At 72.4% G+C, this 25,638-nt stretch carries 24 protein-coding genes and 1 pseudogene; 16 read left to right on the top strand and 9 right to left on the bottom strand.

All coding sequences use genetic code 11. The features are described from left to right. The first annotated feature begins 399 nt into the window (after positions 1-399). From ACZ6MA_RS25675 to ACZ6MA_RS25635, 9 genes are all read left to right on the top strand, one after another. Positions 400-1,182 carry an alpha/beta fold hydrolase gene (locus tag ACZ6MA_RS25675; protein WP_469436292.1) on the top strand — a complete coding sequence of 261 codons (783 nt, stop codon included), beginning with the start codon at positions 400-402 and terminating at the stop codon, positions 1,180-1,182. Beyond that, entirely contained in the window at positions 1,179-2,768 is a 1,590-nt protein-coding gene (locus ACZ6MA_RS25670) for an amino acid adenylation domain-containing protein (protein ID WP_469436291.1), read from the top strand. The genes ACZ6MA_RS25675 and ACZ6MA_RS25670 overlap by 4 nt, the downstream gene beginning before the upstream one ends. Then, positions 2,765-3,076, top strand: coding sequence for an acyl carrier protein (locus ACZ6MA_RS25665; RefSeq protein ID WP_469436290.1), 312 nt, complete (start codon positions 2,765-2,767; stop codon positions 3,074-3,076). The genes ACZ6MA_RS25670 and ACZ6MA_RS25665 overlap by 4 nt, the downstream gene beginning before the upstream one ends. Beyond that, positions 3,073-4,233 carry an acyl-CoA dehydrogenase family protein gene (locus tag ACZ6MA_RS25660; RefSeq protein WP_469436289.1) on the top strand — a complete coding sequence of 387 codons (1,161 nt, stop codon included), beginning with the start codon at positions 3,073-3,075 and terminating at the stop codon, positions 4,231-4,233. Before ACZ6MA_RS25665 ends, ACZ6MA_RS25660 begins: the two co-directional genes overlap by 4 nt. Positions 4,234-4,247: 14 nt before the next feature. Next, entirely contained in the window at positions 4,248-5,435 is a 1,188-nt protein-coding gene (locus ACZ6MA_RS25655) for an acyl-CoA dehydrogenase family protein (RefSeq protein WP_469436288.1), read from the top strand. After that, positions 5,432-5,962: a flavin reductase family protein gene (locus tag ACZ6MA_RS25650; protein ID WP_469436287.1), complete on the top strand. Its 531-nt coding sequence runs from the start codon at positions 5,432-5,434 to the stop codon at positions 5,960-5,962. Before ACZ6MA_RS25655 ends, ACZ6MA_RS25650 begins: the two co-directional genes overlap by 4 nt. Before the next feature lie 62 nt (positions 5,963-6,024). After that, on the top strand, positions 6,025-6,441 hold the full coding sequence (panD, locus tag ACZ6MA_RS25645; RefSeq protein WP_469436286.1) for an aspartate 1-decarboxylase: 417 nt from the start codon (positions 6,025-6,027) through the stop codon (positions 6,439-6,441). 39 nt (positions 6,442-6,480) lie between these two features. Continuing rightward, positions 6,481-7,293: a phytanoyl-CoA dioxygenase family protein gene (locus ACZ6MA_RS25640; RefSeq protein WP_469436285.1), complete on the top strand. Its 813-nt coding sequence runs from the start codon at positions 6,481-6,483 to the stop codon at positions 7,291-7,293. Then, the gene (locus ACZ6MA_RS25635; RefSeq protein ID WP_469436284.1) at positions 7,290-8,399 is read left to right on the top strand and encodes a zinc-binding dehydrogenase; all 1,110 of its coding nucleotides are present in this window, start codon (positions 7,290-7,292) and stop codon (positions 8,397-8,399) included. The genes ACZ6MA_RS25640 and ACZ6MA_RS25635 overlap by 4 nt, the downstream gene beginning before the upstream one ends. Before the next feature lie 44 nt (positions 8,400-8,443). Here ACZ6MA_RS25635 and ACZ6MA_RS25630 read toward each other — a convergent pair whose 3' ends face one another. Then, on the bottom strand, positions 8,444-9,277 hold the full coding sequence (locus tag ACZ6MA_RS25630; protein ID WP_469436283.1) for a helix-turn-helix transcriptional regulator: 834 nt from the start codon (positions 9,275-9,277) through the stop codon (positions 8,444-8,446). 155 nt (positions 9,278-9,432) lie between these two features. On the opposite strand from ACZ6MA_RS25630, the gene ACZ6MA_RS25625 reads away from it, so the two are divergent. Together ACZ6MA_RS25625 and ACZ6MA_RS25620 are read left to right on the top strand one after the other, a co-directional pair. Then, complete coding sequence (locus ACZ6MA_RS25625; protein WP_469436282.1) at positions 9,433-10,608, top strand: MFS transporter; 1,176 nt, start codon at positions 9,433-9,435, stop codon at positions 10,606-10,608. Positions 10,609-11,415: 807 nt separating this feature from the next. Then, on the top strand, positions 11,416-12,903 hold the full coding sequence (locus tag ACZ6MA_RS25620) for an amino acid permease (RefSeq protein WP_469436281.1): 1,488 nt from the start codon (positions 11,416-11,418) through the stop codon (positions 12,901-12,903). 193 nt (positions 12,904-13,096) lie between these two features. Here the strand turns inward: ACZ6MA_RS25620 and ACZ6MA_RS25615 are convergent, their stop codons facing one another. Next, positions 13,097-13,897 (bottom strand): maleylpyruvate isomerase N-terminal domain-containing protein, encoded by an 801-nt coding sequence (locus tag ACZ6MA_RS25615; protein WP_469436280.1) that lies wholly within the window; start codon positions 13,895-13,897, stop codon positions 13,097-13,099. A gap of 245 nt (positions 13,898-14,142) precedes the next feature. Between ACZ6MA_RS25615 and ACZ6MA_RS25610 the strand changes: the two genes are divergently transcribed. The 3 genes from ACZ6MA_RS25610 to ACZ6MA_RS25600 all read left to right on the top strand — a co-directional run bounded on the left by ACZ6MA_RS25610 (position 14,143) and on the right by ACZ6MA_RS25600 (position 17,442). Next, positions 14,143-15,285: a hypothetical protein gene (locus ACZ6MA_RS25610; RefSeq protein ID WP_469436279.1), complete on the top strand. Its 1,143-nt coding sequence runs from the start codon at positions 14,143-14,145 to the stop codon at positions 15,283-15,285. Positions 15,286-15,592: 307 nt separating this feature from the next. Beyond that, positions 15,593-16,195 (top strand): AAA family ATPase, encoded by a 603-nt coding sequence (locus ACZ6MA_RS25605; protein ID WP_469436278.1) that lies wholly within the window; start codon positions 15,593-15,595, stop codon positions 16,193-16,195. A gap of 218 nt (positions 16,196-16,413) precedes the next feature. Continuing rightward, positions 16,414-17,442, top strand: a complete 1,029-nt coding sequence (locus ACZ6MA_RS25600) for a phosphotransferase family protein (protein ID WP_469436277.1) — start codon at positions 16,414-16,416, stop codon at positions 17,440-17,442. A gap of 9 nt (positions 17,443-17,451) precedes the next feature. Here the strand turns inward: ACZ6MA_RS25600 and ACZ6MA_RS25595 are convergent, their stop codons facing one another. From ACZ6MA_RS25595 to ACZ6MA_RS25580, 4 genes and pseudogenes are all read right to left on the bottom strand, one after another. Beyond that, complete coding sequence (locus ACZ6MA_RS25595) at positions 17,452-18,324, bottom strand: aldo/keto reductase (RefSeq protein WP_469436276.1); 873 nt, start codon at positions 18,322-18,324, stop codon at positions 17,452-17,454. 85 nt (positions 18,325-18,409) lie between these two features. Continuing rightward, positions 18,410-19,258 (bottom strand): ATP-grasp domain-containing protein, encoded by an 849-nt coding sequence (locus ACZ6MA_RS25590; protein WP_469436275.1) that lies wholly within the window; start codon positions 19,256-19,258, stop codon positions 18,410-18,412. A gap of 232 nt (positions 19,259-19,490) precedes the next feature. Next, positions 19,491-20,453, bottom strand: a complete 963-nt coding sequence (locus ACZ6MA_RS25585; RefSeq protein WP_469436274.1) for an alpha/beta hydrolase — start codon at positions 20,451-20,453, stop codon at positions 19,491-19,493. Between the two features lie 235 nt (positions 20,454-20,688). Next, a pseudogene (locus tag ACZ6MA_RS25580) lies at positions 20,689-21,171 on the bottom strand (DNA-binding protein NsdB); the annotation flags it as partial. A gap of 511 nt (positions 21,172-21,682) precedes the next feature. Between ACZ6MA_RS25580 and ACZ6MA_RS25575 the strand changes: the two are divergent. Further along, positions 21,683-21,865 (top strand): hypothetical protein, encoded by a 183-nt coding sequence (locus ACZ6MA_RS25575; protein WP_469436273.1) that lies wholly within the window; start codon positions 21,683-21,685, stop codon positions 21,863-21,865. 14 nt (positions 21,866-21,879) lie between these two features. Then, the gene (locus ACZ6MA_RS25570) at positions 21,880-22,545 is read left to right on the top strand and encodes a PhzF family phenazine biosynthesis protein (RefSeq protein ID WP_469436272.1); all 666 of its coding nucleotides are present in this window, start codon (positions 21,880-21,882) and stop codon (positions 22,543-22,545) included. Between the two features lie 24 nt (positions 22,546-22,569). Here ACZ6MA_RS25570 and rox read toward each other — a convergent pair whose 3' ends face one another. The 3 genes from rox to ACZ6MA_RS25555 form a co-directional block, all read right to left on the bottom strand. Further along, positions 22,570-24,006, bottom strand: a complete 1,437-nt coding sequence (rox, locus tag ACZ6MA_RS25565; RefSeq protein ID WP_469436271.1) for a rifampin monooxygenase — start codon at positions 24,004-24,006, stop codon at positions 22,570-22,572. Positions 24,007-24,308: 302 nt separating this feature from the next. Then, a complete protein-coding gene (locus tag ACZ6MA_RS25560) occupies positions 24,309-24,917 on the bottom strand; it encodes a hypothetical protein (protein WP_469436270.1) in 609 nt (202 codons plus the stop codon). A gap of 331 nt (positions 24,918-25,248) precedes the next feature. Further along, complete coding sequence (locus tag ACZ6MA_RS25555; RefSeq protein ID WP_469436269.1) at positions 25,249-25,617, bottom strand: hypothetical protein; 369 nt, start codon at positions 25,615-25,617, stop codon at positions 25,249-25,251. Positions 25,618-25,638: the final 21 nt, after the last annotated feature.

The raw sequence follows: 25,638 nt of genomic DNA, 5'->3' as shown, positions 1-25,638 counted from the left end.
CTTGCCTTGCCCATAGGCAATCAATGCGGCAGCCAAGAGTCATTAAAGAATTGGCCAACGGGGTCGACGGCAGGCCGTCCGAGTCCCGACGGAGACCGCTCCGAGCAGCGAAGTAGCAGACGGGACGCACGGATCGGGCATGCCTGCCCTCGGGCTGCGGCCTTCGTGACCGTAGGCCGGACACCGCGTCGAGGATGTCCGACATGTCATGAGGCCGTCCCGCTGCGCCTTAATCGGAAGTATTTCTCCGATTCCTGCCACAGCCATGTGGTTTCGTGATGCATCCGTCTGTTGCGGCTGCCCGTATCTCCTTTTGCGTATCCCCTCCCGCATGCGTGCGCCCCGTTGTTCCGACGGCTGTGCGCACGGGCTGAACAGACCTCCGAGAAGGGTATTGATGTGCCGGTAGTCGACACACGGAACGGCCCCGTCGAGCATGTATTCATCGACGGCGACCCGGAATTGCCGCCCCTGGTCTTCCTGCACGGCGGGCTCGGCTGCGTGGCGTCGTGGGGGCGGTTCCCCGCCCGTCTCGCCGCGGCCACCGGCCGACGCGCGCTGGTGTACTCCCGGCACGGCAGCGGTGGTTCCGGGCCGGCCCGCCGGCCGCGGACCCCCCGCTATATGCACGAGCACGCCCACGAGGACCTGCCCGAGCTGCTGGACCTGCTGGGTGTGCGCAGCCCGGTTCTCGTCGGACACAGCGACGGCGGTTCCATGGCGCTGCTGTACGCCTCCGTGCGGCCCGTCGAGGCGGTCGTCGTCATGGGCCCGCACATGTACTTCGAGGAGCAGAACCGGCTGGGCATCGAGGCGGCCCAAGCCTCCTACGAGGCCGGTCCGCTGGCCAGGAAGCTGGCGTTGGTGCACGACGAACCGCGCTCGGTCTTCGAGAGCTGGAGCCGGGTGTGGCTCTCCCCGGAGTTCCGCGACTGGACCATCGAGGAGGACCTCGAGGTGACCGCGCCGGTCTTGATGATCCAGGGCGACCGGGACGAGTACGGCACCCTCGACCAGCTCGACGCCGTCGAGCAGGCGGTCTCCGGCGTGGTGCGGCGTCTGGTGCCCGAGGGATGCGACCACTACCCCCATCTCGTCTGCCCCGACCTCGTCGCCGACGCCACCCGTTCCTTCCTCGCCGAGTACGGACTCGGCGCCCGCACCGTGGAGGCGCTGTCGTGAGCACCGTGACCGACACACCACGGCTGGACGCCCTGCTGGCCCGGTCCGCGGTGGTGCACCCCGACCGCCCCGCGCTCGTCGCGGGCACGGAGAGCTGGACGTACGCCGAACTGGAGCACGCGGTCGGGGAGCTGGCCCGGGAACTCACCGCCGTCGGGGCGGGCCCGGGGGTACGGATCGGGGTGTACGCCGCCAAGGGCCCGTCGACGGTGATCGCCCTCTACGCCGCGCTCCGCGCGGGCGCCGTGGTCGCCCCGATGGACGTCGCCGACCCCCCGGCGCGCACCGCGCGGATGGCACGCAACGCGGGCCTATCCCTGCTGCTCACCACCGACCGGTCCCTGGCCGCGTGCCGCCGGGCCGTCGAGGAGGCCGGCGAGGGGAACACCTCGGGGGACGGCACCGGCACCGAGGGACCGCTGGCGCACGGGCTCAACTGGCTGCGGGTCGCCGCGGCGGACTGTGCACCGCTGCCCCCGCCCACGGACCAGGGCGGCTACATCCTCTTCACCTCCGGCAGCACCGGCTGGCCCAAGGGCGTGCTGCTCTCGCACACCAACGTGGCGCACTACGCGCTCTGGGCCGCCCGGGAGTTCGGCCTCACCGAGACCGACCGCATCGGCTCGCAGGCCGCGCTCACCTTCGACCTCACCACCTTCGACCTCTTCAGCGCGGCGGCGGTGGGGGCCTGCACCGTCCTCATGCCGGACCTGCTGCGCGCCTTCCCGCGCGATGTCGTCGGCTGGCTCAACGAACAGCGCGTCACCGCCTTCGTCGCCGTGCCCTCGCTGTACCACGGCATGCTCCAGCAGGGCGGGTTCGCCGAAGCGGTGCCGCCGTCGCTGCGGGTGGCCGCCTTCGGTGGCGAACCCTTCGCCCCGCACCTGCTGGAGCGCTATCTGGAACTCCTGGGCGACGTGCCCTTCTACAACCTCTACGGGCCCACCGAGACCAACGCGTGCACCTACTTCCGGGTACCGGCCGACTGGACCGCGGAGCAGGAACTGACCATCGGCCGGGGCATCGGCGGCGTCGACATCGAGGTGCTCGACGAGGAGGGGCGCCCCACCGACGGCGAGGGCGAGATCCACATCGCCGGGCCCACCGTCTTCCAGGGGTATCTGCAGGGCGGCGCGCTCCGCGACCCCACGGTCACCGTGGCCTTCCGCGACGGCCGCACCCGGCGCGCCTACGCCAGCGGCGACATCGGCCGGATCACCGCGGACGGCCGGGTCTTCCTGCGGGGCCGTCGTGACTCGCAGGTCAAGCGGCGCGGCCACCGCATCGATCTGCTCGACGTCGAGAGCGCCGTGCTCGATCTGCCGCAGGTCGCCACCGCCGCCGTCGTCGCCAAGGACGCCCCGCACGCCGGTGAGATATGGGCCTACGCCCAGACCGCCGCGACCGAGCGGGAGGTACTGGCGGAGCTGCGGGCGGTGCTGCCCCAGCGGATGCTGCCGGACCGCGTGATCCCCGTCGCCACGCTCCCCACCCTCACCAGCGGCAAGGTCGACCGCCGCGCCCTCAGCGGCGATGCCGCCGCACCGACCCTCATACCCACCACCACCGAAAAGAGCCTGATATGACCACCGCGAACCCCGCCGTGTCCCCCGTGACCCGCGAGATGAACACCGTCGAAGACCTCTGCGTCCTCATCAGCGGCAAGATCACGTGGGGCCGGGGCGAGACGCCCGCACGGCTCGCCCCCGACACCCCGCTCCTCGAACAGGGCCTGCTGGACTCGCTGGCCATCATGGAGATCGTCGCGGCGCTGGACAAGGAGGCCGGGATCGCACTGCCCGACACCGAGATCGTGGCGGCCAACTTCCGTACCCCCCAGGCCCTCTGGTCCGCGGTCGAGGGCCACCGGGGCACCGCCCGGGCGGGCGCGTGAGCGCCCCGGCCGACCTGCTGCTGCGCACCGGGCCGAAGGCGGCGGAGGAGGTCGTCGACACCTACCGCGAACTGGCCGGGCCGGTCGTGGACAAGACACGCGACGCGGACTTCCGCACCCAGTGGCAGGCGATGGCCGACCTCGGCGTGCTGCGCCTGGCGGCGGCCGACGACACCGCTCCCGGGCCCGTCACCCGCTCCCTGGCCATGATCGAGGGCATCGGGCTGGCCGGCGCCGACCCCGGTATCTGCTACGCCCTGGCGTCCCAGGTGTTCGGCATGCAGTTCCCGCTGCGCGCCGCCCTCACCGAGGACGCGTGGCAGGCGATCGCGGAAGTGCAGGACGGGGGCACGCTGCTGTGTCACGCGCTGACCGAGCGCTCGGGCGGCAGCGACCCCTTCTCGATGGAGACCCGTGCCCGGCGTGAGGGCGATGTCTTCGTCCTCGACGGCGCGAAGTCGTTCATCACGGCCGCGCCGGTCGCCGACCGGGCGATCGTCTTCGCCCGCACCGGTGAGGGCCGCTCGCCGTTCGCCCTGTCCGCCTTCCTCTTCCCGCTCGACCTGCCCGGCGTGCTGCGGGGCGAGTCCTTCACCAAGTCGGCGCTGCCGAGCGTCCCCATGGGCGAGCTGGTCTTCGAGGGGGCCCGGCTGCCCGCGGGCGCTCTGATCGGCGACGAGGGGTCGGGGCTCGCGGTGATGTCCTCCACCACCGCCTGGGAGCGGGCCGTCATCCTCGGATACGCCCTCGGCCCCATGCGCCGCACCCTGCGGGGCATCGTCGAATGGGCGGCGGGCCGCGAGCACTTCGGGCGCCGGATGGGTGCGAGCCACCAAGTGGCCTCCCGGGTCAGCGACATGGCGCTCGCCCTGCACCGCTCCCGGCTGCAGCTGTACGCGATGGCCGCCCGGCTGGACGCGGGCACCCCCGCACGGCAGCTGGCGGCGGAGGCGGCGCTGACCAAGATCTCCGTATCCGAGGACTATGTGCGCCTCACCGAGCACGCCACCGCGCTCTCGGGCGTACGTGCCTTCATCACCGACTCCGAACTCCCCGCCGATCTGCACAGCCCGATGGCCGCGCTGACCTATGCGGGCCACAACGACCTGCTGCGGGTGGGAATCGCCCGTCAATTCGGCCTGCCGGTCGAGAACTGACCCGAAGGACATCGATGACGCTGCCGACACACTTGGACGACATCCTCAAGCTCGCCGAGGAGACCGGCGCGGCCCTCGCGCCCCTGGCCGCCGGCGTGGACGCCGGACTGAGCGACGGCCAGGAGACCTACCGCATCCTGCGCGAAGCCGGACTGCTCGGGCTGCTGCTGCCGCGCGAGGCCGGCGGCGCGGGCCTCGGCTACGGCGGGTACTCCCGCGTACTGGCCGTACTCGGCGCCCACAACGGGGCCGCCGCTCTCGGCTTCAACATGCACAACGTGGTGATGGGGGCGCTCGCGGACGCGGCGGCCACGCCACTGCCGCCCGCCGCCGACCGGTTCAGGTCCTGGATGAACGACGAGGTGATCCACGGGCGCAAGCTGTTCGCGTCCGCCACCTCGGAGGCCGGTCGCGGAGCCAAACTCCGCGAGGTGCGCACCAGTTACACCCTGAGCGAGGACCGCGAGACCTACGTCATCACCGGGGAGAAGTCCTTCGTCTCCCTGGCGCGCGTCGCCGACTACTACGTGGTGGCGGCCCGTGCCGAGGGCACCGAGGGCAGCAGCGAGGTCTCGCACTTCGTCGTCGCCGCCGACGACCCGGGGATCACCTTCGGCACGGTGCACAGCATGTCCGCGATGAACGGCACCAGCACCGCCACCATGACCCTGGACCACGTGCCCGTGCCGCGCTCCCGGCTCTACCTCGGCGTCGAGGGCATGTCGCTGTTCAAGCTCGTCCGCGAACCGCACTGGATGATCGCCGGGTACACCGGCGCCTACCTGGGCATCGCCGAGGCCGTCTACCGCTACACCGCCGACTACGTGGCCGCCTCCGAGGCCCGCGCCTCCTCCCCGGTGCTCCAGCAGGACCTGGGGCGGATGTCCGCCCGGCTGCGGGCGGCGCGGGCGCTGGTGCACGAGGCGGGTGACCTCGTCGACGCCGAACGCGGCAGCCTGGAGGCCAACGCCATGGTGCACGCCGCCAAGTACATCGTCGGCGAGGTGGGCCCGGAGCTCGCCCACGACGCCCTGCGCATCTGCGGCTCCGCGGCGGTCAGCCGTTCGCAACCGCTGGAACGGCTCATCCGCGAGGTGTCGTTCTCCTCCGTGATGCCCGCCAAACCGCACGAGTGCCTGGAGTACCTCGGCAAGGCGGCCGTGGGCGTCAACCTCTACGACGCGCGGGCCTTCGCGTGGTGAGCCCCGTCGCGGGCACCGCCCCCGTGGCCGCCGACGCCTTCCGTGCCGTGATGGGCGCCCACCCCGGCGGTGTCTCCGTCGTCACCTCGGCGGACGAGACCGGACAGCCGTACGGTTTCGCGTGCACGGCGGTGTGCTCGGTGTCCCTCGACCCCCCGCTACTGCTGGTGTGCGCGTCGAACACCGGCAGTACGCTGCCCGTCCTCACCGCACGGGGCGCCTTCGTCGTCAACTTCCTGCACGGGCCGGGGCGGCGGGCGGCGGAGGCCTTCGCGAGCCGTACCGCCGGCCGCTTCACCAAGGTCCCCTGGGAGCCCGCCCCCGCGACGGGGCTGCCGGCCCTGCGCGAGGACTCCCACGCCCTCGCGGAGTGCCGCGTCGAGCAGCTCGTACCCGCCGGTGACCATACGGTCGTGATCGGCGAGGTGCTGCGCACGGAGACCTGGCACGACATGGCCGCCTCCGGCGGGGGCACCACGTCACCGCTGCTGTACGGCATGCGCCGGTACGTCACCTGGCCCGCCTGAACCACCCCCGGGCCTTTTCTTTTTCACCTCACCCCACCTCATAACGAAAGCCGAGTTTCGTCATGGACCGCACCCTCATGAAGTCGAAGATCCACCGTGCCACCGTCACCCAGGCCGATCTGCACTACGTCGGCTCGCTGACGATCGCGGCCGATCTCATGGCGGCCGCCGATCTGCTGCCGGGCGAGAAGGTGGACATCGTCGACGTCGACAACGGCTCCCGGCTGTCCACGTATGTCATCGAGGGGCCGAGCGGCTCCGGTGTCATCGGCATCAACGGCGCCGCGGCACGCCTGATCAGCCCCGGTGACCGCGTCATCATCATCGCCTACGCCGCCATGAAGGACGAGGAGGCCCGTTCCTTCGTGCCCAGCGTCGTCTTCGTGGACGAGCACAACAACGTCGTCGACCTCGGCGGTGACCCGGCCGCCGTCCCCGCCGACTCCGGGCTCAAGCGCGGCGACCTCGTCGCCGGCTGACCCGCGCGGTGCGACACCCCCTACGAACCGAGGAGAACCATGCGTCTGCACCAGCGACAGGTGGACCAGTACCACAGGGACGGCTTCCTGATGATGGAGTCCCTGCTGGACGAGCGGGAAGTGGAGCGGCTGCGCGAGTCCTTTGCGCGTGACTGCGAGGTACCCGGCCCGCACCTGGTCGTCGAGGACGACAGCGCGGAGGTACGCGCGGTGTACGCCTCGCACCACCGGCAGCCGGAGTTCGCCGGACTCGTCCGGGATGCCCGGGTGCTCGGCCCGGTCCGGCAGTTGCTCACCGACGACGTGTACGTCTACCAGTTCAAAATCAACGCCAAGCCCGCCTTCGGCGGCGAGCGGTGGGCGTGGCACCAGGACTATCTGGCCTGGCGGATCGCCGACGGGCTGCCCGCGCCGCGGCAGGTCAACATCGGGGTGTTCCTCGACGACGTCACCGAGTTCAACGGCCCGGTCATCTTCGTGCCCGGCTCCCACCGGGGCGGCCTCGTGCGGGAGAGCCGCAAGGCGGACGCCAAGTCCGAGCAGCACCTCGACCCGGACGACATCTCGCTGACGCCCGGGCAGCTCGCCGAGCACGTCGACCGGCACGGCATGACCAGCCCCAAGGGCCCCGCCGGGTCCGTGGTGTTCTTCTCGCCCGAGATCGTGCACGGTTCGGCGCCCAACATGTCTCCCTTCGCCCGCCGGTTGCTCATCGCGACCTACAACGACGCCGCCAATCTGCCCGAGGCGCCGGGCGGGCCGCGGCCGGAGTACGTGGTGTGCCGCGACACCGAGCCGCTGCGGCCCCTGTCGGAACCGTTCCTCGACACGCTCCGGCCGGTGACCGCGTGAGCGCCGCACGGACCGGACGCGCCGTCGTCCTGGAGGAGTTCGGCCGGCCGCTCGCGCTCCGTGAGTTCGCCATCCCGCCGGCCCCGGACGGGGGCATGATCGTCGCGTGTGGTCATGGCGGGGTCTGCGGCACCGATCTGCATCTGTGCCAGGGGCATCTCGCCATTCCCACCCCCCTGGTGCTGGGCCACGAAGGGCTCGGTGTGGTGCGCGAGCTGGGCGCGGGCACCCACCGGGACGCCACCGGCGCCCCGCTCGCTCCCGGTGACGCGGTGATGTGGGCCTCCTCCATCGCCTGCGGCGTCTGTCCGCCGTGCCGGCTGCACCGCGAACCGACGCTGTGCGAGAACCGCCGCACCTACGGCGTCAACCGGTCCCTGGCCGACGGGCCCGAGCTGGCCGGTTCCTGGGCCGACCACATCGTGCTGCAGCCCGGTACGACCGTGGTCAAGGCGGCCGAGGGCGTCGATCCCCTCGCCGCCATGTCACTGGCCTGCGCGGGCCCCACCGTCGTGCACGCCGTGTACGAGCGCCGGCCCGTGCGGCTCGGGGAGGTCGTGGTGGTCCAGGGCAGCGGGCCCGTGGGACTGGCCGCGGCGGCCTTCGCCCAGCTCGCGGGGGCGGCGAAGGTCATCCTCGTCGGCGGTCCCGCCGAGCGGCTGGAGCGCGCGGCCGCGGCGGGCATCGGTGACGTGCACCTCGACATCGCCGGCGCCGGTGACCCCGAAAGCGTCCTCGCCGAGGTGCGGGCCGCCACCGGCGGGGCGGGGGCGGACCTCGTCATCGAGTGCGCCGGTGTTCCGGCGGCCGTGGCGCAGGGCCTGACCCTGGCCCGCCGGGGCGGGTCCTACCTGGTCATCGGCCAGTACACGGACGCGGGAGACACCCTGATCAATCCGCATCAGATCGTCTACCGCCAGCTCGACGTCATCGGCTCCTGGGCCTTCACCGGGGCCCACCTCGTCGAGTACGTGCGGCTGCTGCCGGCCCTCGCCGCCCGCTTCGACCTCGCGAGCCTGGTGTCGTCGTTCCCGCTGGAGCGGCACGCCGAGGCGCTGACCGCCGTCGCCGACGGGTCGGTGATGAAGGCGGTCCTGACGAGCTGATCCCGCGCCCGCACGTGTGAGAGCCGCCCGGCGACGGGCGGCTCTCACACGTGCCCGGTGAGCGTACGCAGCCCGGCCGCGGTGGCGGGGTCGTCGGGCAGGTAGGCCAGGAAGTGATGGCCCGGTTCCTCGACCGCCGCGAGCTTGACGTAGCGCAGCCGCAGATCACCGGCCGTGGGGTGGCGGAAGTGCCGCACCGCGGGCTGGAAGTCGGCGATCGCTCGCTCGGCGTACCAGCGGGCCGCGTCGGGATCGGCCATGAGGTCGTTCGCGATCTCGGTGTACCGCCGGTCGTCGGGGTGCCGGGCGGCGTGCGCGCGGAACTGTCCGAGCAGGCCGCGCGCCTCCGGCTCCCACTGGGCGAGCAACTGTCTGCCGGGCGGCCACCGGAAGACCAGCCACAGCAGATTGCGCTGCTTCGGCGCCAGCCGCGCCGGGTCGGTGAGCAGCGCGGCGTAACCGGCGTTCCACGCCAGCAGGTCCCAGTGCGGGTCGATCACCACGGCCGGGTTCGGTGCCATCGCCTCCACCAGCGACAGCAGGTTCCGCGACACCCATCCCGGCGCGGTCTCCTCCGCCGGGGTGTCCTCGACGAAGGAGAGCACGTGCGCGGTCTCGGCCTCGTCCAGGCGCAGGGCGCGTGCCACCGAGCGCAGGACCTGTTCCGAGGTGCGGACCCTGCCTTGTTCCAGCCAGGCGTACCAGGAGCCGCTGATGCCGGCCAGCTCGGCCACCTCACCGCGGCGCAGCCCCGGGGTGCGGCGACGCGGTGACCCCGGCAGGCCCACCGCCGCGGGCGCGAGGCGTTCGCGTCGGGAGCGCAGGAACGCGCCCAGTTCCTTGCGCGGCCCCGCCGCGCGTTCTCCGGCCGTCCCCACCCGTCGGCTCCCCCACCACATCGCCGTCCCACGGCCCGCTCCGCGCAGGCTGTGAGTGATGGTAATCGGCTGAGCGGGGACAGCGGTCCGCCCGGGTGATGGGCTTGGTGTGTCCGGTTGAAGAGTTGAAGAGCTGGAGAAAGGACGCCGTTTCCGTGACCACGACGACCGCCCCCACCGCCCCGCCGACGGGCCTGCCGCCGGCTTCGTTACGACTGCTGCGCGCGGCCGGGTTCATCAGCAACTTCGACCGCTTCTGCATCGCGCCGATGCTGGTGATCATCGGTGCCCGGCTCGGTGTCCCGTTGCCGACCATCATGCTCGCGGCGAGCGGTTACTACCTCTGCTACGGGTTGATGCAGCCGGTGTGGGGGCTCGCCAGCGACCGGGTGGGCCGGGTGCGGGTGATGCGTTTCTCGCTGACGGGCGCGGCCCTGGCCGCGTTCGTGTCGGCGGCCGCCACGGATGCCACGATGCTGATCGTGGCCCGTGCCGTGGCCGGTGCCTTCTTCGCCGCGTCCATCGCCGCCTCCCTCACCTACGTGGGCGACACGGTGCCCGCGGAGGTGCGGCAGCGCCCGCTCAGCGAGCTGATGACGGCGTTCGCCCTGGGCACGGCGGTGGCCACCGTGGTGGCGGGGGCGCTGGCGCACTACGTCAGCTGGCGGCTGGTGTTCGCGCTGCCGGGCCTGTTCGCCGCGTACCTCGCGTTCGCGCTGCGGCGGTTGGCCGAGCCCGAGCGTGAGCCGGCCGGTTCGCTGCTCGCCCCGGTCCGGGTGGTGCTGCGCTCGCGCTGGCAGTGGTACGTGATGGCCGTGGCCCTGCTCGAAGGTGCGGTGCTGTTGGGTTTCCTGACCTATCTGGCCCCGGCGCTGGAGTCCCGGGGGGTGCCGACCACCCTGGCGGGCGCGGTGTCCGCGCTGTACGGGGTGGGGTCGATGGCGGCGGCCCAGCTGGTCAAGCGGCTGGTGGGCCGGTGGAGCCCCGCCATGATCATTCTGGTGGGCGGGGTGCAGATGGCCGCGGCCTACGCGATCGCCGCGTCGAGCCTGTCCGTGCCCGCCCTGGTGGTGACGGCTCTGCTCCTGGGGGGCGGCTGGTCGTTCATGCACTCCACGGTGCAGTCCTGGGCGACGGTGCTCGCCCCGACGGCCCGGGCCACCGGGGTGGCGATGTTCGGCGTGGCCCTGTACGTGGGCAGCGCGCTCGCCAGCGGTCTCGCCGCGAGCGCGGCCGACCATCACGCGTACCGTCCCCTCTTCCTGATCGCCGCCGTGCTGACGGTCCCCCTGACCATCGCCGCCGGCGTCGGGCGGGCGCGCTACCGCTGAGCCGCCGGTCGTGGCGCTGGACGGGCCGGTTTCGCCGAATACGGCGAAACCGGCCCGTCGGGCGTTTTCACACCGTGATGAATGCCCCACGGGGGCCCAAGAAGGTGTGGCTTGCGTCACTGGCGGACCTTCGTGCGGCGCGGTAACCGCCCGGTAGGAAGCCGTTGACCAGGAGGGCCTTACCGTGAGTAGCCGGTAAAAACAAGTTTTCGTAAACTCTTGACGATTACCCAGCGCGCCTCACACCATCAGCGCATGGACTTGTCAGACAGCCGGCGGAGCACCGGGGCGCGTCAGCGTCACGGAAGCGGTGCTCGGTCACGCCCCGGGGCGCAGGTTCCCCACGGCGACGCTGTCTGCCACCGGGGAGGCACGGCACACCCCGCAGGTGTTCGGCCTCTTCGCCCCTCGGGGCGCCGACGGCGCTTAGCCCTCGGCGGGCGTCCGCACTCCCAGAACTGATCAAGACAGTGGAAAGAGAAGTCCGAATCCATCCCCCGGGGTGCTCGGCGCCTTCTTCCACGTCCTGATCACCCGGGCCCCCGGCCACCGGCACCCCCAAGATCATCGATGCGATATCGAAGAGCACCGGGACGCCCCGGGCCCATCGGTCCATCCCTTCCGAACCCCCTCGGGAAGCGGCGTCGCCAGCCGCCTCCCGGGCCCCGGGCCATCGTCGAGGCTGCCGCTCCCAGCGGTGCCGGGTGGTCGGCCGCTCCGGCCGCCCGTCCCCGCACACGGAGATCACCCACGGCGGTGTCGTACGGCCCGGTCCTGCTCCCCCCTCCAATGAAGGCGAAGACATACATGAGTGACCGCACCCTCACTGCGGCCGGCACCGAGCCCGATGTATCCGCCCCGACGACGACGTCCACACACGTCGACGCCGGTGACGCGGGCTACAGCAAGGACCTCAAGTCCCGCCACGTCAACATGATCGCGATCGGCGGAGCGATCGGCACCGGCCTCTTCCTCGGCGCCGGCGGCCGCCTCGCCAACGCGGGCCCCTCCCTCTTCATCGCTTACGCCGTCTGCGGCGTCTTCGCCTTCTTCGTCGTCCGGGCGCTCGGCGAGCTCGTCCTGTACCGCCCGTCCTCCGGCGCGTTCGTCTCCTACGCCCGTGAGTTCATGGGCGAGAAGGGCGCGTACACCGCCGGCTGGCTGTACTTCCTGAACTGGGCGACCACCGGCATCGCCGACATCACCGCCGTCGCCACCTACACCCACTACTGGGGAATGTTCAGCGACATCCCGCAGTGGGTGCTCGCGCTGATCGCCCTCGCGATCGTCCTGACCGTGAACCTGATCTCGGTGAAGTACTTCGGCGAGATGGAGTTCTGGTTCGCGATCATCAAGGTCGGCGCGCTGGTCCTCTTCATGTTCATCGGCATCTTCCTGCTGGTCACCCAGCACGACGTCGGCGGCAGCACCCCGGGCCTGGCCAACATCACCGACAACGGCGGGGTGTTCCCGACCGGTGTGATGCCCATGCTGATGGTCATCCAGGGTGTCGTCTTCGCCTACGCCTCGGTCGAGCTGTGCGGTGTCGCGGCGGGTGAGACCAAGAACCCCGAGAAGATCATGCCGAAGGCGATCAACTCGATCATGTGGCGGGTCGGTCTCTTCTACGTCGGCTCGGTCATCCTGCTGGCCCTGCTCCTGCCCTACACCGCCTTCACCGGCGACGAGAGCCCCTTCGTCACCGTCCTGGGCAAGATCGGCGTCCCGTACGCGGCCGGTGTGATGAACCTCGTCGTCCTCACCGCGGCGCTCTCCAGCCTCAACTCGGGTCTCTACTCGACCGGCCGGATCCTGCGCTCGATGGCCATGTCGGGTTCCGCTCCGAAGTTCACCGGCCTGATGAACAAGGGCCAGGTCCCCTACGGCGGCATCCTGCTCACCGCGTTCTTCTGTGTCCTCGGTGTCGGCCTCAACTTCGTCGTCCCCGAGAACGCCTTCGAGATCGTGCTGAACTTCGCCGCGATCGGCATCATCGGCACCTGGGGCATGATCATGCTCTGCTCGCTGCTCTTCTGGCACCGTTCCAAGGACGGCCGCGTCACCCGCCCCGGGTACCGGCTGCCCTGGGCCCCCTACACCCAGATCATCACGCTGGTCTTCCTGGCGAGCGTGCTGGGTCTGATGGCGGCCGACGAGGGTGCCAGCCGCACCACCGTGCTGTGCCTGCCGCTCATCGCGGCGGCCCTGGTCGGCGGTTGGTTCGTCGTCCGCGGCCGGGTCGCCCGCGTCAAGCAGGAGGCCGAGCTGCGGCAGGCCGGGGCCGACAAGGCCTGACCGACCGCTCGTAGCCGCGGCGCGCCCCGACGGGCCCGCCCCTGCGACTCGTGACAGCGACAAGGCGCCCACCCCCGGCACAGGCCGGGGGTGGGCGCCTTTTCGCCTTGTCCGCGCCTCGCGCGCTATGGAGCAGCCCGGGCCGCGTCGGTGGTACCGGAAGAATCCGGACGGGCACCCGCGGGCGGCCCGGTCACATGGGCGGGACGAGGGTGAAGTAGCGGTCGAGCACCGCGCGGTCGCCGTTCACCTGGAGCCGTTCCGCGGTGATCCGGTGCCAGAGGAACAACATCAGCTCCGAGGCCGTACCGGCCAGCTCGACGTCACAGGGGCCGCTGCCGTCGTCGAGCCGGACGGCCCCGCCGTCGAAGCACACCGTCCACACGTGGGTGCCGTCGGTGCGCCGGAACCGGAACCGTTCGCCCGCCCCGGGCGGGGCCTGGCCCGCGGCCCGCCGGGCCGGCACCATGACCTCGAAGGTCTGGCCCACCGCGTCGGCCGCGAGCACGGCCGCGACCGGCCGGGCCGCCCCCACCGCGTTCTCGGCGTCCCAGCGGTGCACGGCCGCCTCGATCGCCTGGACCCGCAGCCAGAAGCCGGTGGTCTGCTCCCGCGACCAGGTCCACACCGGTTCGGCCGGGCCCCTGCTCCTGAACTGTTCCTCCAGCGCCGACGCCCCGGCCGCGAACCAGTCGATCAGGCTCACCGGCACCGGACCACGCTCGGGAGAGGTGTGCTCCAAGGTCGTCGGCCAGCCCGCGCGGTCGGCCGGGAGTTCGAGGGTGGTGAGGTCCGCGCCGTCCAGCGGCTCTCGGCGCCGCTCCCTGAAGAGCCGCGCCACGGTCCTGTGCACCGCGCCCAGATGCCCCACCAGCTCGGACACCGACCAGCCGGGGCAGGAGGGCACCGAAGGAGCGACGTCGGCCTCGGCCGCCCGACGGGCCGCTGCCTCGAAGGCCAGGACCTCCCGCCGGAAATGAGAAAGGTGATCCATGGCCCCACTCTGCCCTGCGCCCGGCCCGCACGGGGGCGTTCCGGCGCGGTCGGCCCCGTCCGGCTCCCGCTCCCCGGTGGAAGCGGGCCCCACCGGACGGGAAGCGGACGCCGCCGCCGTGCGGGCGACAACCGCCGGCCCCGCCGCTCGTTGGTCCGGCTGTCATGACAAAGCCTTCGTCACCATGGAGCCGTATCCGTCGGGCTCTCGCGCCCCCGGCGGGGCCGCGGGCGCCCCGTGCGCTGTTGCTCGCCGCCCTCACCGCGACCTGCGCCTTCCTGCCACCCGCCCCGCATCCCGTGGCGGGCCCGCCACGGGTGACCGGGGCCCGCCCGATCCACGCGCTGAACGACGCCTTCACCCGCTACGCCGAACACGGCCGCTCACCGAACCACTGGACCGGCGGGGACAGCACCTACTCCGTACCACTGCCCGCCGGACAACTGTGGATCTTCTCCGACACCTTCCTCGGCACCGTACGGCCCGACGGCTCCCGCCCTCCCACCACCGAGGACGGCGGACCGACGCCCTTCCTCCACAACAGCTTCGTGCTGTGGGGCGCCGGCGGCCCCCGCACGATCACCGGACGGGACACCTCCGGCCGCCCCACGTCCCTGGTGTCCGGACGCGGCCACTGGTACTGGGCCCGGGCCGGCGTCCCCGACGGCCGTGGCCTGGCGGTCGTCTACGCGCGCTACGCCCGTACCGGCAGCGGTGCGCTCGACGTGGCCTGGCGGGGCAACGTCCTGGCCCGCTTTCCCCCCGGCCGGCTCGGCCGGCCGCGGTCGGTCACCCCGCTGCCGTCCGCAACCGGCACGGCCTGGGGAGCGTGGCTGGAACGGCAGGGGAATCACACCTACGTCTACGGCACCGAGAAGGCCGCCTTTGGCGGCCACTACCTGCGGCTGGCCCGGGTCGCCGGATCCGACCTGCGCCGCCCTTGGCAGTACCGGACCGGCCACGGCACCTGGTCCCCCCACGAGTCCCGGTCCGCCCGGCTGTCCGGCCCCGGCGGGTCTCCGGTGCGGGTCGCGGACGAACTGAGCGTGGTCCGCCACGGCCGCTGGTACGCCCTGCTCACCCAGCGTGCGGACCCGCCGTTCAGCGCGGAACTCCAGCTCGCCTGGTCCCACTCCCCCGGTGGCCCGTTCAGCACACCCCGCACGGTGTACACGGCACCCGAATCCGGCCCGCGGGGCACCTACCGCAACCCGAACGTCTACGCCTACAACGCGCACGAACACCCGGAACTCGCCTCCCACGGCGAACTGGTCGTCTCGTACAACGTCAACAGCCTCGCCCCCGGGGACGTCCTCGACCGCGCGAGCATCTACCGGCCCCGCTTCCTCCGTATCGCCCTGGCACCGGATCCCGCCCCGGACCGCTGACCGTCCGGCTGCCCGCGTATCGCGCCTCACCCTCCGTGAATGTCCCGGGAGAGGAAACCAACGGGCTCCCCACGGCGTCTCCCTGACCGTCCCCGCTCACGCCCCGGCGGGGGTGACGCGCGAGGTTCTCCAGGGCCGGCTGGCGGCCCGACGAGGCCGTGGGGCACGTCGGCACGGACAAGGGGCGGTAGTGGGCGACAAAGGCAGGCCGGGAGCGGCGGACGTACGGGCTGTTCCGCGCGGACCCGGGGCGGGTGTGCGTCCACGCGGGCTGGTGGACCTCCGGGGACAGACCGGTGTTCCGGCCGTGCTGTCCTACCCACCGGGTGCGGTGCTGGTCGTCTCCGGGCTGCCCGGCAGCGGCAAGAGCACCCTGCTGCGCCGCTGGTCCGAGGCGGCGGCAGCGGTCGACCCCCGGGACGTCCACGTCGCGTGCCAGGCACTGATGCCGGAGCGTCTGCCCTACGCGGTGTACCGGCCCTGGGCGCGGTGGGAGCACGTCCGCCTGCTGCGTGCGGCGGTCCGCGCCGGAGGGCCGCTGCTGGTGCACGACTGCGGCAGTCGCCCGTGGTTGCGCCGCTGGCTGGCCCGGTCCGCCGGGCGCCAGGGGCGCGAACTGCATCTGGTGCTGCTCGACGTCGGCGCCACCGAGGCCCTCGCGGGGCAGCGGGCCCGGGGCCGCTGGGCGCCGGGCCGGGTGTTCGCCCGCCATCGGCGGCGGCTCGACCGGCTGCTGCTCGCCTTGTCCGCACAGGCCGAGGCGGGCGGGAGCGCGATACCCGGCGTACTGGCCGAGGCGGCCTCGGTGGTGCTGCTCGACGTGACGTCGCGTGAGGGGGTGTCGGCGGTGGAGTTCGGCCCGGAGGGCCACCGGCCGGAGCACCCCGAGCGGGCGCGCACGGCGGCGTAGGGAAAGCAGGCACGAAGGCACCGGCGTCGGCACGCGGGCGGCAGGCGGACAGGCAGCGGATACAGCGGCGGGGAAACACGGATCGCGGGGCACGGCCCGGGCCACGGCCGGGAGTTCGCCCCGCGTGACAATCCCGTGGCCGCCGGCCGCGCCCACCGCCTACTGTGGCCGCCCATGGCGGGCCCCGATCCCGTCATCCCCTACGGGAGGACGCGTTCATGTCGCCACGGCTGCCGTTCGGCGAAACCCTGCGGGCCGCACTGGGCAACCCCCTGCAGGCTCGCGAGCTGGAGAGCAGCCCCCGCTCCCATGTGTGGCGCGTGGAACTGGACGGTGTGCGGGCCGTGGTCAAACAGGCCGCCGAGGGCCCGGACGCCGCCGAGCGCTACGCCCGCGAAGTGACCGCGCTGCGGCTGGCCGCCCGCGCCGACCCGCCGGTGGCGCCCGCGCTCCTCGGTGCCGATCCCGTCGAGCGGGTCGTGGTCCTGGAGCACCTGGACCATCACCGCCCGGCCGGTGACTGGATCGTCGGTTACGCCGCGGCCCTGGCCCGGCTGCACGCCACGACCGGGCCGCGGGACGCCGGGGCGCTCCCCGCCTGGTCGGGCCCCGGGCACCACGACACAGCCGCCTTTCTCAGGCTGGCCGACGCCCTTGAGGTGCCCGTGCCGTCCCCCGTCCCCGGCCAGCTCGACGGGCTCGTCCACCGCCTCGGCGAGCCGTCCGGGTACGCGTTGCTGCACGGCGATCCGTGTCCGGGCAACGATCTGCACACCACCGGCGGAATCCGGTTCATCGACTTCGAACAGTCCGCTCTGGGCAACGGTCTGATGGAACTCGCCTATCTGCGCATCGGCTTCCCGACGTGCTGGTGCGCCACCGCCGCCACCGAACGGCTCCTCGGCCGCGCCGAAGCCGCCTATGGCGCGGCTTGGCGCACCGCGACCGGATCCCATCCCCGTGGTGACCTCACCGACGCGTGCGCCGGCTGGCTGCTCCGCGGTGACGCGCTCGTCCCCCGGGCCCAGCGCGAGACCACCGACCATCTGGCCCGGGTCACCGAACGGGACTGGACGTGGGGCACCGCGACCGCCCGGCAACGGCTGGCCCACCGGCTCGGCGTCGTCGCCCGGATGACCGCCGACCGGGCCGATCTGAGCGGCCTGGGCCGGCTCTGCGCGGACATGCGCCGACGCGTGCTCGCCCGCTGGCCGGCGCTCACGCCCTTGCCGTCACACCGCCCGTAGCCGGGGCGGTCAGGCGGCGGTGCGCAGGAGCGCCATGTCGTCCTCGTCCAGCACGACGCGGGCCGCGGCCATGTTCTCTTCGAGGTGGGTGAGGGAACTGGTGCCGGGGATCTGCACGATCGAGGGCGAGCGGGCCAGCCCCCAGGCGACGGCCACCTGGAAGACGGTCGTGCCGTGCCGGTCGGCGACCTTCTGGAGGTTCTCGCCGAGGAGAGTGGTGTGACCGCCGCCGAGCGCGAAGAAGGGCATGAAGGCGATCCCGGCGTCCGCGCACTCGTCGACCAGCGCGCTGTGCTCCTGGTCGAGCACGCCGAAGCGGTTCTGTACGGCCGCGACCGGTGCGATCGAGCGGGCCTCGGCCAATTGCCCGCGCGTCACGTTGCTCACCCCGAGATGCCGGATCAGGCCCTCCTCGCGCAGTTCGGCGAGAGCGGCGAAACGGTCGCCGAGCGGCTCCACGGCCGCCGCCCGGAGGCGGCCCACCCGCAGATACACGAGGTCGAGGACGTCGACGCCGAGTTCCCGCAGGTTCTGCTCCACGGCGGCGCGCACCTGGCCGGGCCCGACCTCGCCGTACATTTCGCCGGTCGGGGTGCGCAGCGGGCCCACCTTGGTGGCGAGTGTGACGCCGGGGTAGGGGTGGAGGGCGTCGCGCAGCACGCGGTTCGCGCTGTTGGTGGCGGAGAAGTAGAAGGCGGCGGTGTCGATGTGCACGGCCCCGAGTTCGACGGCACGGCGCGCGACGGCCACCGCCGTCGCGTGGTCGACGACGGGCCCGTCCCACCGGCCGGGCAGTTGCATCGCGCCGAAGCCGAGGCGCGGGATGGTGGTCGTGCCGCCGAGCTCGAACGTAGGTGCCGGGGAGTGTGGTGAGGCTGTCATGGGATGCAGCATGATCGTCGCGACGGTGGTTGACCAGGGCGTCGGCGCATGAATGCCGTATCTCACGACGTCACCTGCCCGACGGTCAGGCGCGCGGCGCGGCTCCGGCCCGGCCGAGCAGACGGTGCAGGGACGCCTTGAGATCGGTGACGAACGCGTCGCGGGTATGCGGGGGCAGGAGGTCGAGCGACAGGTAGGGGTTGAGGTCCTCCAGCTCGACGAGGAGGAGTTCGCCGTCCGGGGTACGGCAGGCGTCGACGCGCTGGATGCCGTGGTCGAGGGTGTTCCAGTCGATGAAGCCCTGGGCGAAGTCCAGGTCGGCGGCGGTGGGCTCGTAGGTCTCCAGCACCCACCGCTCTTCGGGGCGGGGTGCGTAAAGGGCGTACTGGAAGGTGTGGTCGATGAAGTAGAACGAGACCTCGTAGCGGAACCGGATGCGCGGCTGGACGAGCACGCCGTCGTAGTCCAGGGTCTCCAGCCGGTCGCCGGGAACGATCTCCAGGCCTATGGAGTCCGCGCCGAGTTTCGGCTTGACCACGTACTCGTCCGTCCGCGGCAGTCGGCCGAGGTCCTGGCGCCGGTCGATGGTGGGGATGACCGGACGGCCCGCCGCGCTCAGGTCGAGCAGGTACTGCTTGCCGGCCATGTCGGCCTTGCCCGTCAGCTCGTTGTAGACGAGGGTGCCGCTCCTGGCGGCGCGGTCGCGGAAGGCGTCGTACCGGTCCTGGTAGTGCAGCACCGGGCCGCTGTTGCGGACCACGACCGCGTCGAAGGAGTCCATCAGCGCGGCGGCGTCCAAGGGGTGGCACAAGGCGATGTCGAACTCGTCACGCAGCCGCGAGGAAAGGAAGATGTCCTCGTCGCAGTACCGCCGCCCGCGCGCCGGATAGGCGAGGTCGGTGACGTACAGGACACGGGGCTGAGCGGACGGCACGGTGTTCTCCTGGAAGATCGACTGTGCCCCAACCTACCGCTGGCCGGTCCTCCGTCGGGAACGCGGGGATCGGCCCGCCGGGCGGCGCCCCGGTGGGTTCCGTACTCGGTTCCCTGCCCCCGCGGGCTCACACAGCGGTCGCGGGCGGGGGCGGCGAGGCCGGTGCGTCCGGTCATGTGACACCGTCGTCGCGAGAGACTGCGCACCGGCCTCCCAAGCCACCCCGGCCGGTTCAGGCGAGGCCGTGGGCGAGTTCCGCGAGTGCCGAGACCAGCGGGGCGCGCCGGTAGGGGCCGATGTGCGGGGCCCGCACGGTGCGTACCGTGAAGCGGTTGCGCGGCGTCAGCCGGTCCGCCTCGGCGATCATCCGGTCCTGGAGCGCCGGCGGGATCATCCGGTCCTCGCTGAAGCGGATGTACGTCCGGGGGATGCGGCCCCAGGTCGCGGCGTCCACCCGGGCGTCCGCCACGGCGATGCCCGCCGTCTCGTCGGGTTCGAGGCCGTTGATCAGCGCCCGGAACGCCGCGTCCGGGTAGCCGGCGGCGATCGCCGCCTTGAGCTTGGCCAGGAAATCCGGGTCGCCCGAGCGCCAGTTGGCCCGGGTGATGCCGAGTTCCGGCGCCGTCGCGATGCCCGGGATCGTGAACGCCAGACTGTCCTTGGCTTCGGGTGCCTTGAGGTAGTCCAGCAGGGTCGGCAGTTTCACCGGGCAGAAGGCCGCGACGTAGGCGATACGGTCGAGGAGTTCGGGAACGGCGTTGCCCACCCGGTTGACGGTGACTCCGCCCTGGCTCTGGCCCACCAGGATGACGGGGCCGTTTTGGCGCGCCCGCCGGACGACGTCCACCACGTGGTCGGTGTAGTCGTCGATCGTCACCTTGCCGAGCGGGGACGGCTCCGTCTTGAGCGCTTCGAGGTCCTGCGGCGCCTGGTAGGCGACGGGGAAGCAGGCGTCCGGGCCGTGGCCGGGAAGATCGACCGCGAGGGCGCGGTGGCCCAGCAACGTCAGCTCCCGCAGGTAGGGCACCCAGCTGCCGCCCGAGCTGTTCGCACCGTGGACGAATACGTAGGTCGGCGGCCGGCGGCCGCCGCGGGGTGCCGCGCTCGCACCCGGGGCGGCAGCGAGCGTTCCCGCCGTCAGAGCGCCGGTCGCGGCGGCCGTTCGTAGGACACTGCGACGTGTATGGCCCGTCATGCCACGTCCCCTCTCATGGTCCTGAAATCATGTGAGTTACTGCCGAGATCGTCGCACGGGCCCCTCGCGACGGGACGTCAGGGTGGCCTCAAGCGGACGGACCCGCCATATGGCCGAGGCGCCGGGCGCAGGGGTGACAGACACCGCCCCGGGCCGCCGGGGTGTGCAGCAGTCCGCCCACGGCCGTAGTCCCGCAGACCAGGCACGCGCGCCGCCCCTCTTGGGTGTCGGAGGCCGGGGCGCCCGCAGGAAGCGGGTCGTACGCCGCGCTGACACCGAGGGCCGGTCCGGTGGCGAGCGTCCCGCCCGTTCCCACGCTGCCGCGCCGGTTGAGCATGAGGTCCATTCCCGTGAACTCGGTGAGGACCGTGGCGGTCCGCTCGGGCGGCCACGGCAGACCGTCCGAAGCCTGTGTCCTGGCCCCGTGCCCACGCCGGCCGAACCCGAGGTCCTCGACGGTCACGACCCGGCCGAGGCGCTCGGTGAACAGGGCGGCCAGCACCTTGGGCACGGGGTCGCGCGGGACCTCTCCCATATCGAGCCAGCGCCTGACCCGCGCGGTGTCGGTCGCCGGCTGCGGATGCCCCATCACGACCGCCTGCCGGTTCACGAGTCTCGCCAGCTCGCCTTTGGACCAGCCGCTCAATCCGAACAGATCCCCGAGCCGGACGTTGGCACCCCGGGAAGCCGGGCGGGGTGCCTCGTCCAGGTACGACACGGTCCAGACCGGGGTCTCGGAGGGCGCGGCCAGACGGACGTCCTCGGCCCAGGCCTCCTCCCACTGCCGGTACACCTCGTCGAGCAACCGCGCTGCGTCGGCGCCACGGATCCGGCGCACCAACGCCTCGGCCACGGCGACGACTTGATCGCGCTGTGGGATCACCGGGCTCGCGAACACACCGTGCACCACGGACCGGGAGTACCGCTCGGGCATTTCCCGGACGATCGTTCCGACCGACGGCGCTCCCGCCTTCACATGCAGCTCGTGCAACGTGCGCTTGAGCCGACGGCGCGCACCGGACGGCAGTTCCGGCATCGTCAAGTGGCCCGCTCGTCCCACGACTGGCTCTCCCCTCGACCCGCTCTCCACCGTTCGCAACCGTTCGCGGCCGTTCCCAGCCGTTCGCGGCTGTCCCGGATCATCCCAGTCCGGTCGTCGCCGCGCCGGGGATGTGCGAAACCGATCGCAGGCGACCGCCGGGCCGGGGCGGGGCCGGAACCTGGGCGGCATGCATCGACTGTCCGACTTCCTCCTGCACGACGTCCTCGGCAATTACCTCGCGGCGCTGCTGGGTGCTTCGACCTTGTGGGGGTGGCGCCGGATCCGCCTGTGGCGGCGGGGCATCGGCGAGGACCGCCCCGACGGCGAAGGGGCCGGAACGGGCGGAAACGGGCACGGGTGCGGACGGTGATGTTGAATACCGGGATGACCGACATCCAGGTACTCAGTGTCTTCGGCGGGGCCGACGGCCGAGGCGGCAACCGGCTCGGTGTCGTACGCGACGGCGCCACCGTGCGCGGCGACGGGAACCGGCGGGACCTCGCGGCCGAACTCGGCTACAGCGAGACCGTGTTCGTCGACGACGCCGAGCGCGGGGTGGTCGACATCTGGACGCCGTCCGCCCGCCTCGCGTTCGCCGGGCACCCGCTCGTCGGTGTCGCGTGGCTGCTGGGCGCCGACGTCCTGCGCCCGCCCGCCGGTGAGGTCCCCGTCCGCCGGGACGGTGACCTCACCTGGGTGCGCGCCCGCGCCGCATGGGCGTCGGGCCGGCGGACCGAGCGGTTCGCCTCTCCGGCCGAGGTCGAAGCACTGCCCGCGCCACCCGAGGGTGTGGGGTGGCTGTACGCGTGGGCGTGGCTGGACGAGGGGGCGGGGCGGGTACGCGCCCGCGCCTTCCCCCGGCGCGGTGACGGCGTCGTCGAGGACGAGGCGACGGGCGCGGCCGCGATCGTGCTCACCCAGGAGCGGGGCCGCGCCCTGGACATCCGGCAGGGCGGCGGCTCGCGGATCCTGACCGCCCCGCACCCCGACGGCACCATCGAGGTCGGGGGCCGGGTCCGGACCGTGGCCGACCCGCCAGGCCGAGCGTGATGAAGCGGCGGGGACGCCGGAGTCTCAGACGGCGCACCCGGCAGTCGGAGCGCCGAACCACTCGGGCAGCCGGGTGAGCAGATCCCGCTGGTCCTCCCCGGCCCACGCCACGTGTCCGTCCGGCCGCAACAGCACCGCGGGCACGTCCAGTTCCTCGCTGACGTCGACGACGTGATCGACGCGGTCCTCCCAGCCCGCCACCGAGAGTGCGCCGGTCTGGTCGAGCAGCAGCCCGCGGCCGCCGCGCGTCAGCTCGTAGAGGCGGCCCCGCTTCAAGCCGATGTCGCGCATCCGCCGGCCGAGCAGCTCGTGTCCTTCACCGAAGTCGTAACGGACCCCGACCCCGGTGATCATCTCGGTCACGTACCGGTTCACGACCTCGAATTCCAGCAGCTCCGAGAACAGTGCCTTCAGCGCCTGGGCACCGGCATCGGTCCCCAGCAGCACGCTCTGCGCACGGGTGTTGAGCACGACGCGCGCGCCCACCGGGTGCCGTTCGGTGTGGTAGCTGTCCAGCAGCCCTTCCGGCGCCCAGCCGTTGACCGCGGCGGCCAGCTTCCAACCGAGGTTGAACGCGTCCTGCACGCCGAGGTTGAGCCCCTGGCCGCCGACCGGCGGGTGGATATGTGCCGCGTCACCGGCCAGCAGCACCCGCCCGACCCGGTAGCGCTCGGCCTGCCGGGTGGCGTCGCCGAACCGGGACAGCCAGCGCGGCGAGTGCACGCCGAAGTCGGTGCCGGCGATCTCCCGCAGCCGCCGCTTGAACTCCTCGAGGGTCGGCGCGGCGCGCTCCTCCGCCACCTCGGCGGCGGGCACGATCACGCGGTACGTCCCGTTGCCGTTGGGGACGACGCCGAACCGTAGGTGGGTCTTGCCGATCTCGGCCACCACGGCGGCCACCGTCGCCGGGTCCTCGGTCAGCTCCATGTCGCCCAGCAGCGTTTCGACCTTGGGGGGTTCACCGGGGAAACCGACACCGAGCAGCTTGCGTACCGTACTGCGGCCGCCGTCACAGCCGACGAGGTAACGCGAGCGCAGGCGCGTGCCGTCGGCCAGCTCGACGTTCACCCCGTCCTCGTCCTGGCTCAGCCCGACCACCTCGCTGCCGCGCCGTATCTCGGTGCCGAGTTCGACGGCGCGCTCGGCCAGCACGCGCTCGGTGACCGGCTGCGGCATGGCGAGTCCGTACGGGTGCGCGGTGTCCATCCGCTCCGGCCACGGCGTGGCGATCGCGGCGAAGGGGCCACCGACCGTGAACGGCTCACTGACCTCGCGGAACCGCTCCAGCAGACCGCGCTGGTCCATCACCTCGACGCTGCGCACGTGCAGACCGCGCCCGCGGGATTCCGTGGTCGGCTCCGTCAGCTTCTCGAGCACGACGGTGCGCACCCCCGCCAGTCGCAGCTCGCCCGCCAGCATCAAGCCGGTCGGTCCGCTGCCGACCACGATCACGTCGATCACAAAGCCCCCCAGGTACAAGGTTGAGTTTCGGCCAGCTGCCCGACGTCGTCCGGAGGTACGCGTCCGCGCCCCTCCGTCTCGACGTTGCCGCAGGTCCAGCCTTGATCAACGATTGTGCGGCATGAACGGGGCCTTGCCGCAAGCCCCTTGGTGCGCTATAAATTGAGACAGGCAAGGAGCGGGAGTTCTCCTTGCCTTTTGTCATCCGCGCCTTTTTGTCATCCGCCCGGGCGGCGGGCTCCTCGCGAAGCGGCGGCGCGCCGCGCCCGGTCACTGCCCCGAGGCACCGGGGCGGGCTTTTGTCACCACGTCACCTCATGGGGTTCGGGCAGGACCAGGACCGTGGTCGCGCCCACGGTGAACATGTCCTCGCCGGCCCGCAGCGGAGAGCCGTCGAATGCCTTGTCGAAGGCGGCGTAACCGTCTTCGGCCAGTACGGTCCGTACGTCCTCGGCCGCCACGCGCCGGGCGCCGACCGAGAAGTGTTTCAGGTCCACCGCGTATCGCAGGAAGGTGATCTGTCGCTTCCGCGCGCCGTTCACCGACGCCCATGCCGTGGTGCGGGGGTTGCCCACATGGCCGAACAGGCCGTCGAGTTCGACCCTCTTATCGCCTCGGGTGAAGGCCAGGCCCCCGTCGAGCATCGCCCCGCCGTCCTCCAGCGGGAGCGAGACCCTGCCATGGGTGATCGGGAAGTGCGCGCACGTGGGGGCCGCGGGGTCGATGGACGCGGGGGCGGTCGCGGACATGGTGATCCCCGCGTCCTCCAGCGCCACCGTGGCGGCCCCGGTCAGGCACAGTCCGGCCGAGCCGCGCACGGGCACCGTGGGCCCGGCGGTGGCGACCGCCACCGAGGCACCCAGCACCGCCACCACCAGGGCGACGGGAGTCCATGCCAGGGCACGTCTCATACCAGAACCTCCCACCGGGCCGGGCCCGGGATCGTCACATGGGCCTTGCCTCGTCGGCGGACGGACCGCGCGCGTTGTTCACACCCGTCCTATAAGTAGCACCGGCGCGGGCGGGCGACCTCGCTCGGACGGCTCCGGTGGACAGCGGTTCAGTCGTATGGGGGTCGTGCGGGCGGTGCGGGGCCGGTCGGGCGGGGTGGATTGGTCGGGCGGGGTCACCGATGGCGTTCCTCGCGGCACCATGCGAAGGGTTCCCCGGACCGGGCGACCACCGGCCGGTGCCCGTGCGGAGGCCCGGCCGGGCGATCGCGCACGTCGTCGCGCGTCCCGCCTACCGTGCTGGCTCGGCGCCGGCTCCCGGGTTCCGGGGGCACACGTACGGCACGTAGGAGACGACTTCCTGGGGTCGCAGCAACACGTTCCGCCAGAGATAGCCCGGGCGGACCGTCTCCGCGATGCGGTCGCTCAGCAGGCCGGAGGGGTCGTCGCGGGTGGCCACCACGTGGTGGCGGGAGGGGTCCACGCGACCGGTGTCCTCGACCGGGGTGACACCGGAAGCGGTCAGCGCGGCCCCGACCCCTCGGCGCACCAGATCCAGCACCGGCCCGTCGGCCGTCGGCGGCCCCCCGGCGAGCCCGGCCAGCCGGTCCAGAAGCTCGATGAGCGGTGCCGCCGCGGGAGGTACCGGGTCGGCGGGCACCGGATCGGAACGTACTGGGGT

This window comes from Streptomyces sp. NPDC042259, from assembly GCF_055582085.1.
This window is presented reverse-complemented; position numbering and strand designations above follow the sequence as displayed.

Bases quoted from the DNA above. Each gene is read 5' to 3' on its own strand.
- ACZ6MA_RS25615 (WP_469436280.1), bottom strand. From the start codon at position 13,897: ATGGATCACCTTTCTCATTTCCGGCGGGAGGTCCTGGCCTTCGAGGCA.
- ACZ6MA_RS25620 (WP_469436281.1), top strand. From the start codon at position 11,416: ATGAGTGACCGCACCCTCACTGCGGCCGGCACCGAGCCCGATGTATCC.
- ACZ6MA_RS25595 (WP_469436276.1), bottom strand. From the start codon at position 18,324: ATGACAGCCTCACCACACTCCCCGGCACCTACGTTCGAGCTCGGCGGC.
- ACZ6MA_RS25665 (WP_469436290.1), top strand. From the start codon at position 2,765: ATGACCACCGCGAACCCCGCCGTGTCCCCCGTGACCCGCGAGATGAAC.
- ACZ6MA_RS25600 (WP_469436277.1), top strand. From the start codon at position 16,414: ATGTCGCCACGGCTGCCGTTCGGCGAAACCCTGCGGGCCGCACTGGGC.
- ACZ6MA_RS25585 (WP_469436274.1), bottom strand. From the start codon at position 20,453: ATGACGGGCCATACACGTCGCAGTGTCCTACGAACGGCCGCCGCGACC.
- ACZ6MA_RS25640 (WP_469436285.1), top strand. From the start codon at position 6,481: ATGCGTCTGCACCAGCGACAGGTGGACCAGTACCACAGGGACGGCTTC.
- ACZ6MA_RS25575 (WP_469436273.1), top strand. From the start codon at position 21,683: ATGCATCGACTGTCCGACTTCCTCCTGCACGACGTCCTCGGCAATTAC.
- panD (WP_469436286.1), top strand. From the start codon at position 6,025: ATGGACCGCACCCTCATGAAGTCGAAGATCCACCGTGCCACCGTCACC.
- ACZ6MA_RS25560 (WP_469436270.1), bottom strand. From the start codon at position 24,917: ATGAGACGTGCCCTGGCATGGACTCCCGTCGCCCTGGTGGTGGCGGTG.
- ACZ6MA_RS25655 (WP_469436288.1), top strand. From the start codon at position 4,248: ATGACGCTGCCGACACACTTGGACGACATCCTCAAGCTCGCCGAGGAG.
- ACZ6MA_RS25570 (WP_469436272.1), top strand. From the start codon at position 21,880: ATGACCGACATCCAGGTACTCAGTGTCTTCGGCGGGGCCGACGGCCGA.